General features: G+C 68.7%; 10 protein-coding genes. 9 read left to right on the forward strand and 1 reads right to left on the reverse strand.

What is annotated here, in order from left to right:
- The first annotated feature begins 58 nt into the window (after window positions 1-58).
- Together ACIRD8_RS21425 and ACIRD8_RS21430 are read left to right on the forward strand one after the other, a co-directional pair.
- On the forward strand, window positions 59-1,141 hold the full coding sequence (locus ACIRD8_RS21425) for an inositol-3-phosphate synthase (protein ID WP_403993692.1): 1,083 nt from the start codon (window positions 59-61) through the stop codon (window positions 1,139-1,141).
- Window positions 1,142-1,233: 92 nt separating this feature from the next.
- Window positions 1,234-2,523, forward strand: a complete 1,290-nt coding sequence (locus ACIRD8_RS21430) for an MFS transporter (RefSeq protein ID WP_403993694.1) — start codon at window positions 1,234-1,236, stop codon at window positions 2,521-2,523.
- 130 nt (window positions 2,524-2,653) lie between these two features.
- Here the strand turns inward: ACIRD8_RS21430 and ACIRD8_RS21435 are convergent, their stop codons facing one another.
- Complete coding sequence (locus ACIRD8_RS21435; RefSeq protein WP_403993697.1) at window positions 2,654-4,096, reverse strand: CCA tRNA nucleotidyltransferase; 1,443 nt, start codon at window positions 4,094-4,096, stop codon at window positions 2,654-2,656.
- A 180-nt stretch (window positions 4,097-4,276) separates the two neighbouring features.
- Between ACIRD8_RS21435 and ACIRD8_RS21440 the strand changes: the two genes are divergently transcribed.
- From ACIRD8_RS21440 to trxA, 7 genes are all read left to right on the forward strand, one after another.
- On the forward strand, window positions 4,277-6,574 hold the full coding sequence (locus tag ACIRD8_RS21440; RefSeq protein WP_403993700.1) for a DUF6049 family protein: 2,298 nt from the start codon (window positions 4,277-4,279) through the stop codon (window positions 6,572-6,574).
- 49 nt (window positions 6,575-6,623) lie between these two features.
- A complete protein-coding gene (gene murJ, locus ACIRD8_RS21445) occupies window positions 6,624-8,783 on the forward strand; it encodes a murein biosynthesis integral membrane protein MurJ (protein ID WP_403993702.1) in 2,160 nt (719 codons plus the stop codon).
- Window positions 8,784-8,912: 129 nt separating this feature from the next.
- Window positions 8,913-10,619, forward strand: a complete 1,707-nt coding sequence (locus ACIRD8_RS21450) for a serine/threonine protein kinase (protein ID WP_403993705.1) — start codon at window positions 8,913-8,915, stop codon at window positions 10,617-10,619.
- 28 nt (window positions 10,620-10,647) lie between these two features.
- Window positions 10,648-11,352: an RNA polymerase sigma factor SigM gene (gene sigM, locus ACIRD8_RS21455; RefSeq protein ID WP_403993707.1), complete on the forward strand. Its 705-nt coding sequence runs from the start codon at window positions 10,648-10,650 to the stop codon at window positions 11,350-11,352.
- Window positions 11,349-12,257, forward strand: coding sequence for a hypothetical protein (locus ACIRD8_RS21460; protein WP_403993710.1), 909 nt, complete (start codon window positions 11,349-11,351; stop codon window positions 12,255-12,257). Before sigM ends, ACIRD8_RS21460 begins: the two co-directional genes overlap by 4 nt.
- Window positions 12,258-12,383: 126 nt before the next feature.
- Entirely contained in the window at window positions 12,384-13,355 is a 972-nt protein-coding gene (gene trxB, locus ACIRD8_RS21465; RefSeq protein WP_403993713.1) for a thioredoxin-disulfide reductase, read from the forward strand.
- Window positions 13,356-13,398: 43 nt separating this feature from the next.
- Window positions 13,399-13,734, forward strand: a complete 336-nt coding sequence (gene trxA, locus ACIRD8_RS21470) for a thioredoxin (RefSeq protein ID WP_403993716.1) — start codon at window positions 13,399-13,401, stop codon at window positions 13,732-13,734.
- The last annotated feature ends 17 nt before the right edge of the window (window positions 13,735-13,751 follow it).

Here is a 13,751-nt window from a genome sequence, read left to right on the forward strand (position 1 = left end):
CCCCGAAGAACCGCAAGGCGTCATCGGGGAACACGAGAACACACAGGGAGCAATCGGCATGGGTTCGGTTCGCGTAGCCATCGTCGGCGTGGGCAACTGCGCCGCCTCGCTGGTGCAGGGCGTCGAGTACTACAAGGACGCCGATCCGGCCGGCAAGGTGCCCGGTCTGATGCACGTCCAGTTCGGCGAGTACCACGTGAGCGACGTCGAGTTCGTCGCCGCCTTCGACGTCGACGCGAAGAAGGTCGGCCTCGACCTCGCGGACGCCATCGGCGCCAGCGAGAACAACACCATCAAGATCGCCGACGTGCCGAACACGGGCGTGACCGTTCAGCGCGGTCACACCCACGACGGCCTGGGCAAGTACTACCGCGAGACGATCGAGGAGTCCGCCGAGGCCCCCGTCGACATCGTCCAGATCCTCAAGGACAAGCAGGTCGACGTTCTCGTCTGCTACCTCCCCGTCGGTTCCGAGGTGGCTGCGAAGTTCTACGCGCAGTGCGCCATCGACGCCAAGGTCGCGTTCGTCAACGCCCTCCCGGTGTTCATCGCCGGCACCAAGGAGTGGGCCGACAAGTTCACCGAGGCCGGTGTCCCGATCGTCGGTGACGACATCAAGTCCCAGGTCGGCGCCACCATCACGCACCGTGTGATGGCGAAGCTCTTCGAGGACCGGGGTGTCATCCTGGACCGCACGATGCAGCTGAACGTCGGCGGCAACATGGACTTCAAGAACATGCTCGAGCGTGAGCGCCTGGAGTCCAAGAAGATCTCGAAGACGCAGGCCGTCACCTCGCAGATCCGTGACCGTGAGCTCGGTGCGGACAACGTACACATCGGCCCGTCGGACTACGTGGCCTGGCTGGACGACCGCAAGTGGGCGTACGTGCGCCTCGAGGGCCGTGCCTTCGGTGACGTCCCGCTGAACCTGGAGTACAAGCTCGAGGTCTGGGACTCCCCGAACTCCGCCGGTGTCATCATCGACGCCGTGCGCGCCGCGAAGATCGCCAAGGACCGCGGCATCGGCGGCCCGATCCTCTCGGCCTCCTCGTACTTCATGAAGTCCCCGCCGGTCCAGTACTTCGACGACGAGGCCCGCGAGAACGTCGAGAAGTTCATCGCCGGCGACGTCGAGCGCTGACCCAGCGGTCACTGCTTCACCGACGCTTCTCCATGTGGGGGGTCCCCGGGCAATCCGCCCGGAGGCCCCCCACCTGTGTGACCCTTGCACACATGCCTGTCGTGCGTGATCTGGGCGTGCTCCTGCGCCTTCGGAACTTCCGTCGCCTGCTTGCCGTACGACTGCTCTCCCAGTCGGCCGACGGTGTCTATCAGGTCGCGCTCGCCACGTACGTCGTCTTCTCTCCGGAGAACCAGGCGACGCCGGGTGCCATCGCCTCGGCCATGGCCGTGCTGCTGCTCCCGTACTCGCTGATCGGCCCGTTCGCGGGGGTCCTGCTCGACCGCTGGCCCCGCCGCCAGGTCTTCCTGTACGGAAATCTGCTGCGCGCCGCACTGGCCTGCTGCACGGCCCTGCTACTCCTGAGCTCCGTGCCGGACTGGCTCTTCTACGTCTCCGCCCTCTGCGTCACCGCCGTCAACCGTTTCGTGCTGGCCGGGCTGTCAGCAGCCCTCCCTCGCGTCGTCGACACCGAACGGCTCGTCCTCGCCAACTCCCTCTCCCCGACGGCCGGCACGCTGGCCGCCACCGCGGGCGGAGGGCTGGCCCTGGGCATCCGACTGCTGACGGACGGGTCCGATGCGGCCGTGGTCCTGCTGGGGGCGGTCCTCTACCTCCTCTCGGCGCTCGCCTCCCTGACCTTGCCCCGCACCCTCCTCGGACCGGACCGGGACCTGCACCGTGTACCCGTGCGCGAGGCGCTCGGTACGACCGCACGAGGGCTCACCGCCGGGTTGCGCCATCTGGCCGAGCGGCGGGACGCGGCACACGCTCTTGCGGCCATGACGGTGCTCCGCTTCTGCTACGGAGCGCTCACGGTGATGGTGCTGATGCTGTGCCGCTACGCCTGGTCCGACGGCGAGTCCGACGGCCTGGCGCTCCTCGGCCTCGCGCTCGGCGCTTCGGCCGCGGGGTACTTCGTCGCCGCCCTGATGTCCCCATGGGCGGTCGGACGCTTCGGGCGATACGGCTGGCTGGCCGGCTGCGCCGGAGCGGCAGCCCTCCTGGAGCCCGCCCTGGGGCTTCCGTTCACCCCCGGCCCGATGCTGGCTGCGGCCTTCGTTCTCGGGCTCGTGACCCAAGGGGCGAAGATCGCGACCGATACCGAGGTGCAGACCTCGGTGGACGACGCCTACCGCGGCCGGGTCTTCGCGCTCTACGACGTGCTGTTCAACGTCGCTTTCGTCGCCGCCGCGGGAATGTCCGCCCTCGTGCTTCCTCCTGACGGGCGGTCCGTCGTCGTGGTTCTCACTGTTGCCGTGCTCTACGCCATCGTCTCGGTGGCCATGCTCCGTCGGCGCCGCGTGAGCATCGCGCTCCAGCGCGCCCGCATCAAGGAGTGAGGGGCGTTGTTTCACGTGAAACAACGCCCCTCACTGACACCCGGACCGCCACCCGGCGCCGTTGTGTTTCACGTGAAACACGACGGCCCGCTCAGCTCCCGGCTCGGAGTCCTTCGATCCGCAGCCGGACTCAGCTCTGCGCAGCCCACCATTCCTTGAGGGCGGAGACCGCGGCATCGCGCTCCATGGGGCCGTTCTCCAGCCGCAGCTCCAGCAGGAACGAGTACGCCTTACCGATCACCGGCCCGGGCTCCACGCCCAGGATCTGCATGATCTCGTTGCCGTCCAGGTCGGGCCGGATCGCCTGCAGCTCCTCCTGGTCCTGCAGCTGCGCGATGCGCTCCTCGAGCCCGTCGTAGGTGCGCGACAGAGCGTTCGCCTTGCGCTTGTTCCGCGTCGTGCAGTCGGAGCGCGTCAGCTTGTGCAGCCGGTCCAGCAGCGGTCCCGCGTCCCGCACATACCTGCGCACCGCGGAGTCGGTCCATTCCCCGTCGCCGTATCCGTGGAAGCGCAGATGCAGCTCCACCAGCTTGGAGACGTCCTTGACCATGTCGTTGGAGTACTTGAGCTCGGTCATCCGCTTCTTGGCCATCTTGGCCCCCACCACTTCGTGGTGGTGGAACGAGACGCGGCCGTCCTTCTCGAAGCGCCGCGTCCTCGGCTTCCCGATGTCGTGGAGCAGGGCCGCGAGGCGCAGCACGAGGTCCGGACCGTCCTCCTCGAGGTCGATGGCCTGCTCCAGGACCGTCAAGGAGTGCTCGTAGACGTCCTTGTGGCGGTGATGCTCGTCACTTTCCAGGCGCAGCGCGGGGAGCTCGGGCAGCACCCGGTCGGCCAGTCCAGTGTCCACGAGAAGTCCCAGCCCCTTGCGGGGGTGACCGGAGAGCAGCAGTTTGTTGAGCTCCTCACGGACCCGCTCGGCCGAGACGATCTCGATGCGTTCCGCCATGTCCGTCATGGCCTTGACGACGTCGGGGGCCACCTCGAAGTCCAGCTGCGCGGCAAAGCGAGCGGCCCGCAGCATGCGCAGCGGATCGTCGGAGAAGGACGCCTCAGGCGTGCCCGGGGTACGCAGTACGCGCTGCGCCAGGTCGTCGAGGCCGCCGTGCGGGTCGATGAACTCCTTCTGCGGCAGAGCGACGGCCATGGCGTTGACCGTGAAGTCACGGCGCACGAGGTCGTCCTCTATCGAGTCGCCGTAGGAGACCTCGGGCTTGCGTGAGGTCCTGTCGTACGCCTCCGACCGGTAGGTCGTCACCTCGATCTGGTAGCCGTCCTTCTGCGAGCCGACGGTGCCGAAGGCGATTCCGACCTCCCAGACCGAGTCGGCCCAGGGGCGGACGATCTTGAGTACGTCCTCCGGGCGGGCGTCGGTCGTGAAGTCCAGGTCGTTTCCGAGCCTGCCGAGCAACGCATCGCGGACCGACCCGCCGACCAGGGCGAGTCCGAATCCGGCCTCCTGGAATCGGAGGGCGAGGTCATCGGCGACGGGGGACACCCGCAGCAGTTCGCTGACTGCGCGGTGCTGCACCTGACTCAGTGCACGGGGGCTGTCTTCGTTGGCGTTCGGCACAACAGAAAAGGGTACGTGCACCGACCGGCCCGGGCGTCATCGTTTCTCGGTGCCCTGCGAGACTCTCCCGATCATGTGGCACGGTCCCCGGCACTCAGGCGTCGGGCGCATCGTTACCATGCGGGGACGCAGAGACCGGCAGGACCGGCACCAGCTGACGACGACGAGGGACGGGTACGCGTGGCCGAGGCGGCAGACTTTCAGGGGATGAATCCCTCCCCTGCCCGCCGGTGGCTCCGGCGCACAGCCTCCTTGATCGTCGGGGTACCGCTGATCGCCGGCCTCCTGGCCGGCCCCGCAGCGCCCTCGGCTCAGGCCGAGGCGGCCACGAAGACCCCGACCGGATCACACACCGTCGATGTGTCTCTGGACACGCTCGCCCCCAGCGCACCGGTCGAGGGCGACACCCTCACCATCTCCGGCACCCTGACCAACAAGGGCAAGAAGGCGGTCACGGATGCGGAGGTCGACCTGCGCGTCGGGCCGAGGCTGTCCGGCCGAGGGGCGATCGACGAGGCCGCCAAGCGCACCGGGTACCTGCCGGGCAGCGACCCGGCCAAGCTCGGGGGCGCGTACACACTGAAGGTCCCCGAACTCGCGTCCGGGGTCAGTCAGGACTTCAGCCTCGCCGTTCCGGTGGACAAGCTGGACCTGGGCGCCGACGGGGTCTACCAGCTCGGGGTGTCCCTCACGGGCCGGACCACCGACTACGCCTACGACCAGGTGCTCGGCATCCAGCGGACCTTCCTTCCGTGGCAGGCGCAGGACGCCGAGAGCAAGACCAAGCTCACCTTCCTCTGGCCGCTGATCGCATCGGCACACGTCACCGCCGAGACGGGCTCCGACGAACAGCAGACCCCTGTCTTCGCCGACGACGATCTGGCTCTCGAGCTCGCTCCCGGGGGCCGGCTGGAGCAGCTGGTCTCACTGGGGCGGCAGCTCGACGTCACCTGGGTGATCGATCCGGACCTGCTCGCCTCTGTCGACGCGATGACGAAGAACTACCGCGTCAAGGTCGGTGACACCACCGCCGCGGGGACGAACCAGGCCATCGCCAAGAAGTGGCTCACGGATCTGCAAGCGGCCGTGAAGGACGGGACGGTGGTGGCCCTGCCGTTCGCCGACCCCGATCTCGCCTCCATCGCCCATCGCGGCAAGAACGTCTCAGGAGCCCTCGGCCATCTGCAGACGGCCACCGAGGTCGCTGGCACGACGGTGGAAACCGTTCTGCACGTGAAGCCGTCCACCGACTTCGCCTGGCCGGTGGACGGCGCGATCGACCCCTCCGTGGTCGACGTCGCCACCTCTGCCGGGGCACACAAGGTGATCGCCCGCAGCGACAGCCTCGACGAGACCGGCGGGCTGCCCTACACACCGACGTCGGCGCGGCCGATCGGCGGTGGCACCACCGCCGTCGTCTCCGACTACCGGCTCTCCACCGCGTTCACCGGCGACCTGTCCAAGGCCGGTGCCTCGACCCTCGCCGTCCAGAAGTTCCTGGCCCAGACGCTGGCAGTGACGGAGCAGGCACCCGACAACGAACGCAGCATCGTCGTCGCGCCCCAGCGGACTCCCACCGCCGCCCAGGCACAGAGCATGGCGCGTGCCCTGCAGGCCCTCACGGCCGAACGCTGGACGCAGCCTCTCGACCTGACGGAGGCAGCCGAGCAGAAGCCCGACGCACAGGCCACCACTCAGGTGCCCAGGGCCTCCCAGTACCCGAAGAGGCTGCGCAACCAGGAGCTGCCCACCCAGGCGTTCCAGGACATCAGGACGACACAGGACTCGCTCAACAGCTTCCAGGTCATCCTCACGCAGCCCGACCGGGTGGTGACTCCCTTCGGGAACGCGATCAACCGGGCCGTCTCGACGTCGTGGCGCGGCAGGCCACTGCAGGCGCAGCAGTACCGCGACGCGGTCCGCACCTACCTGCAGGGCCTCACCAACGAGGTGCGGCTGATCACGAAGTCGGACGTCACTCTCTCCGGGCGCAGCGCGACGATTCCTGTGACCGTGCAGAACCAACTGGTTCAGGATGTCGATCACCTCGTGCTCCGTCTCACATCGGGCAACGCCACTCGGCTCAAGCTCAACGACGGCGGAGCGGTCGCCGAACGACGCGTCGAGATCGCCGGCGGACACAGCCAGTCCGTGAAGTTCGACGCCTCGGCCAACGCCAACGGACAGGCCCAGGTCACGGCGCGGCTCTTCACCACGGACGGCGTGCCCTACGGCGAGGAGATGACCTTCACCGTGAAGGTCTCGGAAGTCACACCGACCGTGCTTCTGGTGATCGCCGGGGGACTGCTGCTGCTGGTCCTGGCAGGCATCAGGATGTACACCCACCGCAAGCGCACCGTCGCGGGCGGCGCAGTGGAGAACAACGGCGGCGAACCCGAGCAGCCGAGTGACCCGACGCCGGACACCGGTCCGGAAAGCGGGAACCCGTCGGGCCCGGGTGAGAAAGTGGACCGTTGAGCGATGTCTGTCGGGGCCTGTCGGCCGGGGACAATGAGGTGGGGTTTCGATGAACGCGCCGTACGACGGTGACCGCGGCCAGGGCGCGGGCGGAGCTGGGTCTTCCAGCGGGCCGCCGGTGCCACCGGGCGCCGGGCAGGACGGAGAGGCACCCGATCCGTACCTGCAGCACGCGTACGACCACGACCCGTACCGTGCCCAGGACCTCGCCGCCCAGGATCCGGTGGCCGAGGCGCTGTACGACCGCGCCTCACACCCCCCACCGCCTCCGGGCACCTACCAGGAGCCGCAGGCCCTCTATCAGCAGCCTCCCGCCGCCCAGCACGCCCCCGACCCCCGGATCTGGGCCCAGACGCCGCCACCGGAGCCCGCAGGCCCCTCCCGCCACCTGCCCTACGGGGACCACGCCTCGACCACCCAGTACGTAGGAGTGGACGACCTGGTCACCCAGGCTTCCGGCGACCGCGACGAGCAGGACGCCTTCGCCCACCTCTTCCGCGACCAGGAGGGGTCGGGCCGGCCTCCCGGGCCTCCGGCCGAGCCCGAAGCCGCTCCGGCACCCGTGCCGCCGAAGTCCGGCGGCCGGGCCGCCGGGATACTGAAGTCCAGCGCGCTGATGGCGGCGGGCACCCTGGTGTCCCGGCTCACCGGCTTCGTCCGCAGCCTCGTGATCACCGCGGCGCTGGGTGCCGCGCTGCTCGGTGACAGCTTCACCATCGCGTACACCCTGCCGACGATGATCTACATCCTCACCGTGGGCGGTGGGCTGAACTCGGTCTTCGTTCCTCAGCTCGTCCGGTCCATGAAGGACGACGAGGACGGGGGCGAGGCGTACGCCAACCGGCTGCTGACGCTCGTCATGGTCGCGCTCGGAGTGATCGTCGCGGTCGCGGTGTTCGCAGCACCGCAGCTGGTGCACCTCATGTCACGCACGATCGCGAACGATCCGGCAGCGGACTCGGTGGCGGTCACCTTCGCCCGCTACTGCCTGCCGACCATCTTCTTCATGGGCGTCCATGTGGTGATGGGCCAGATCCTCAACGCCCGTGGGAAGTTCGGCGCGATGATGTGGACCCCGGTCCTCAACAACATCGTCATGATCTTCACCTTCGGCCTGTTCATCTGGGTCTACGGGACCTCGGCCGAATCCCGGATGGGCGTGGAGACGATCCCGCCGGAGGGCGTCAGGCTCCTGGGCATCGGGACGCTGCTCGGCCTGGTGGTCCAGGCGCTGGCGATGATCCCGTACCTCCGCGAGGCCGGATTCCGATTCCGCCCCCGCTTCGACTGGAGGGGCCACGGGCTCGGCAAGACCATAAAGCTCGCCAAGTGGACGGTCCTGTTCGTCCTGGCCAACCAGGCCGGCGTGCTGGTCGTCACCCAGCTGGCGACCTCCGCGGGCAAACTCGCGGGCAGGGACGGCTCGGGCTTCCTCGCCTACTCCAACGCCCAACTGATCTGGGGCATGCCCCAGGCCATCATCACCGTCTCGGTCATGGCGGCCCTGCTGCCCCGCATCTCCCGCGCCGCCCACGACAACGACCCCGGGGCCGTCCGCGACGACATCTCGCAGGGTCTGCGCAACTCGGCGGTGGCCATCGTGCCGGTCGCCTTCACGTTCCTGGCGCTCGGCCTGCCGATGTGCACCCTGCTCTACGCCTCCAGCGGCACCGAGGCCGCACGGTCGATGGGCTTCATCCTGATGGCGTTCGGCCTCGGCCTCATCCCGTACTCCGTGCAGTACGTCGTGCTGCGCGGCTTCTACGCGTACGAGGACACCCGGACCCCCTTCTACAACACGGTGATCGTCGCAGCGGTCAATGCCGCGGCCTCCGCCCTCTGCTACGTGATTCTTCCGGCGCAGTGGGCAGTCGTGGGAATGGCGGCCTCCTACGGGCTGGCCTACGCGGTCGGTGTCGGCATCGCCTGGCGACGTCTCAGCAACCGGCTCGGCGGCGACCTCGACGGGGCCCGTGTGGTGCGGACCTACGCCCGTCTCTGCCTGGCCGCGATCCCTGCGGCAGTGGTCGGCGGCGGCGTGGGCTTCGTTCTTCTGAAGGCCCTCGGCGAAGGAGCCGGCGGCTCCGTGGTGGCATTGGTCTGTGGCAGCGTCATCCTGCTGGGCATCTTCTTCGCCGCCGCGAAGAAGATGCGTATCGAGGAGCTCAACGGCATGGTCGGCATGGTCCGGGGACGGCTCGGACGCTGAATGCGCTCCGCGTCGCACAACCATCGCTGGACACCGCGTGTCGTGCATAGCGCCGGAGTGTGGGCACAATTGGCGTGACTGTGCAGAGCTGGCTGGCATCGCGCAACGGATGGGGAGGCAGGAACGACGGTGGCGGAACGTAGCACGGCTGCTGTCGACGTGGCCGACAACAGCGGCGACGAGCCGCTGACCGCCAAGGCGGACGCGGCCACGACCGACGGGACGGCAACCCAGGACACAGAGGGCGCCGAGGGCGCAACCTCGAAGGACGCGGAGAGCGTGGGCGACAGCTCGGACGCCGTTCCGGCGTCGCCCGATCTGCACAGCGGCCACAAACTGGCCAGACGCTACCGCCTCGAGGAGTGCGTCACCCGACTGGACGGATTCAGCAGCTGGCGGGCTGTCGACGAGAAGCTGCGGCGCGCGGTGGGCGTCCACCTGCTGCCCGCCGACCACCCGCGCGCCCGCTCGGTGCTGGCCGCGGCCCGCTCCTCCGCGCTGCTCGGTGACCCCCGCTTCGTCCAGGTCCTGGACGCCGTGGAGGAGGACGACCTCGTCTACGTCGTCCACGAATGGCTCCCCGACGCCACCGAGCTCACGGCGCTGCTGGCCGCCGGCCCCTTCGAAGCCCACGACGCCTACCAGCTCGTGAGCCAGATCTCCCAGGCCATGGCCGCCGCACACCGCGAAGGCCTCGCTCATCTGCGCCTCACACCCGGCGCCGTGCTGCGCAGCTCGACCGGCCAGTACCGGATCCGCGGCCTGGCCGTGAACGCCGCTCTGCGCGGCATCACCGCCGATCAGCCGTTGCGCACGGACACCGAGGCCATCGGCGCACTCCTCTATGCCGCCCTGACCCGGCGCTGGCCCTACGAGAGCGACGCGTACGGTCTCACCGGCCTCCCCAAGGACCTGGGCCTGATCCCTCCGGACCAGGTGCGGGCCGGCGTCCACCGAGGCCTGTCCGAGCTCGCCATGCGCGCGCTGGCCAACGACGGCGCGACCGCATCGCGCCAGGAACAGCCGTGCACCACCCCGGACGAGCTGGCGAAGGCCGTCGCGGCCATGCCGCGCATCCTGCCCCCGGAACCCGCCTTCACCGCGCCTCCCGAGTACCAGCGCACGACGTACCAGCAGGGCACCTACGGACGTCCCTCGGTACGGCCCACCTCAGCCACGCAGCCCGTCATCGCGGCTCCCCCGCCGCCGCTCCAGAGCCGCACGGGCAAGGCGCTCAAGTGGGCCGTGTCCGCCCTGCTCATCGCCGCTCTGGGCCTCGGAAGCTGGCAGCTGGCGGAAACCGTCCTCGCCCAGGGCGGCGACTCCGGGGAACCGACCCCGACACAGACTGCCGAGGACGGGCAGGACGACAACAACGCCGTCGAGCCCAGCAAGCCCGTCACCATCGTGGGAGCCCAGGACTACGACCCGCTCGGCGTGGACGGCTCCGAGAAGCCCGCCTCGATAAAGAACGTCTACGACGGGGACACGAGCTCCTACTGGAACACGGACGGCTACTTCAGCGCCGACTTCGGACGCCTCAAGGAAGGCGTCGGCGTCGTGCTCGACCTCGGCAAGGTCCAGCAGGTGGGCAACGTCGAGGTCTCCTTCCTCGGCGGCAGTACGTCCGTCGAGCTGAGGACCACCGAGAGCTCGTCCGTTCCTCAGATGCCGGACGGTTTCACCAAGGTCACCAAGGGATCCGGAACAAAGGTGTCCCTCAAGCCCGACAAGCCGGTGCAGGCACGGTACGTTCTGGTCTGGCTGACCAAGCTCCCGATGAGTGACGACGGTAACTACAGGGGCAAGGTCTCGGACATCAAGATCACGAGCTGACGGCAGCACCAGGGGAGGGGGCTCACCGTTGAACGACGCCAGATTCGCCGACATCAGCGATCAGGATCTCCTGACGCAGCACGTGGCAGGCGAACCGGACGCCTTCGGTGAGCTCGTGCGACGACACCGTGACCGGCTCTGGGCGGTAGCCCTGCGCACACTCGGCGACCGCGAGGAGGCCGCTGACGCCGTGCAGGACGCCCTCGTCTCCGCGTTCCGCGCCGCTCACACCTTCCGTGGCCAGTCGGCCGTCACCACCTGGCTGCACAGGATCACCGTCAACGCCTGCCTGGACCGCGCCCGCAAGGCCGCCTCCCGGAAGACCTCGCCGGTCGACGACGCCGAGCGGCTCGATCAGCTCATGGAGCCCCACGAATCCGCCGAGGCTCCCGCCGAACGGCAGGACCTGCACCGAGAGCTTCTGGCCGCACTGGCAACCCTGCCCGCCGAGCAGCGCGCCGCGCTCGTCCTCGTGGACATGCAGGCCTACCCCGTTGCCGAGGCAGCCCGCATCCTCGACGTACCGACCGGCACCGTGAAAAGCCGGTGTGCACGAGGCCGGGCCAGACTGCTTCCTCTCCTGGCCCATCTGCGCAGCAACAGAGAGGACGGCAAGGACGTCTCCATGGGAAGGAACCGGACGCAGGGGCCATCCGTCCCACCGGCGTCAGGACCGAGAGACGCAGGTGATGGTGATCCTGCCGGCGTGAAGGGTGGAGGTGGGCTCGCATGACATCCACAGCCGACACGGCACAGCACCCGGACGTCCCGGAGATCTCCGACTTCACCGAAGGCCTTCTCCCACCGTCCCGCGAGGCAGAGCTCCGTCAGCACTTCGACACGTGTGACGAGTGCGCCGACATCCACTCCTCACTGGAGGAGATCCGCTCGCTGCTGGGGGCCACGTGGTCTCCCGGCGACCGCATGCCTGACGACGTGGCCGACCGGATCGACGCGGCGCTGGCCTCGGAAGCCGCGGCCGCCCCGGATCCCGACGCACCCGTCGCTGTTTCACGTGAAACAGCGGCGGAGAGCGCGGCTGCTCCTCGGCCCGCGGGTCGCCCGCGTGGCGCCACCGGCCCCGGCCGGAGCCCGTCCCGACGTCGACGCCGCACGGTGATCCTCGGCACCGCCTTCGGCGCGGCAGCCGTCGGCATGAGCGTTTTCCTGCTCCAGTCCCTGCAGGTGTCCCAGGACTCGGCCAGCAAGACGGCCGACCGTGGTGTCAGCGCCGCAGCGAAGAGCCAGGGGGACTTTTCGGCGGGCACGCTGGAAGGCCACGTCCATACGCTCCTGGGTGAGACTTCCGAGACTCCGGGCTACGACGTGGACAAGCCGTCCCTGGATACCAAGTCGTCCCCGGGGGACCCGTCCTCCGAAGCCGCGTCCCCTCGTACGCCCCTCCGCGCACCGATCGTCGATGTTCCGCCCTGCGTCCAGCAGGGCACCGGCCGGAACGCCCCTGCTCTGGCAGTCGAAGAGGGCAGCTACGAAGGAACAGCCGCCTTCCTTGTCGTGCTGCCCCATGCGACGGACCCGACACGTGTCCAGGCCTATGTCGTCGACGCTGCCTGCGTGGATTCCACCCCCGCGGCAAAGGGCCAGCTGCTGCTCACGCACTCCTACACACGCCCCTGAGGTCCCTGCCGGGAGCCGGACCGGTCATTCGGGAATGCATGCCCCGTAGGATCCGTTGGGTGGGGTGAGAGTCGTGGAACCGACCCCAGTAGGCAGTAGGCAGTCCGCAGAGACGAGGAAGAACCCGTGAGCGACGTCCGTAATGTGATCATCATCGGCTCCGGGCCGGCTGGTTACACCGCCGCCCTGTACACCGCTCGCGCGTCGCTGAAGCCGCTGGTGTTCGAGGGCGCCGTCACCGCCGGCGGTGCACTGATGAACACCACCGACGTGGAGAACTTCCCGGGCTTCCAGGACGGCATCATGGGCCCCGAGCTCATGGACAACATGCGTGCCCAGGCCGAGCGCTTCGGCGCCGAGCTCATCCCCGACGATGTCGTGTCCGTCGATCTCTCCGGAGACGTCAAGACCGTCACGGACACCGCAGGCACGGTGCATCGCGCCAAGGCCGTCATCGTCACCACGGGATCCCAGCACCGCAAGCTCGGTCTGCCCAACGAGGACGCCCTGTCCGGACGCGGTGTCTCCTGGTGTGCGACCTGCGACGGCTTCTTCTTCAAGGACCAGGACATCGCCGTGGTCGGTGGCGGCGACACTGCCATGGAGGAGGCGACCTTCCTCTCCCGGTTCGCCAAGTCCGTCACGATCGTGCACCGCCGCGACTCCCTGCGAGCCTCCAAGGCCATGCAGGAGCGCGCCTTCGCCGACCCGAAGATCAAGTTCGCATGGGACAGCGAGGTCGCCACGGTCCACGGGGACCAGAAGCTCTCGAGCCTCACCCTCCGCAACACCAAGACGGGCGAGACCTCCGAGCTCCCGGTGACGGGCCTGTTCATCGCCGTCGGCCACGACCCGCGCACGGAGCTCTTCAAGGGCCAACTCGACCTCGACGACGAGGGCTACCTCAAGGTCGCGGCCCCCTCGACGCGCACCAACCTGAAGGGTGTCTTCGGCGCCGGTGACGTCGTCGACCACACCTACCGACAGGCCATCACAGCAGCCGGTACCGGCTGCTCGGCGGCTCTCGACGCGGAGCGATTCCTGGCTGCGCTCTCCGACGAGCACCTCGCCGAGCCGGAGAAGACCCCGGCAGTCTGACTGCATCCCCCAACCCACACCCCGCGAAGCTAAGGAGGTCGCCGTGGCCGGCGCCCTGAAGAACGTAACCGACGACTCCTTCGATGAGGACGTCCTGAAGAACGACAAGCCCGTGCTGGTGGACTTCTGGGCCGCTTGGTGCGGCCCGTGCCGCCAGATCGCGCCTTCGCTGGAGGCCATCGCGGCTGAGTACGGCAATGAGATCGAGATCGTCAAGCTCAACATCGACGAGAACCCGGCCACCGCGGCGAAGTACGGCGTGATGTCGATCCCCACGCTCAACGTGTACCAGGGTGGCGAGGTCGCCAAGACCATCGTCGGTGCAAAGCCGAAGGCCGCGATTCTCCGCGACCTGGAGGGCTTCATCGCCCCGAAGTAGCACCTGACTGTTTCACG

The organism is Streptomyces sp. NPDC102451 (assembly GCF_044765485.1).
Taxonomy (GTDB): domain Bacteria; phylum Actinomycetota; class Actinomycetes; order Streptomycetales; family Streptomycetaceae; genus Streptomyces.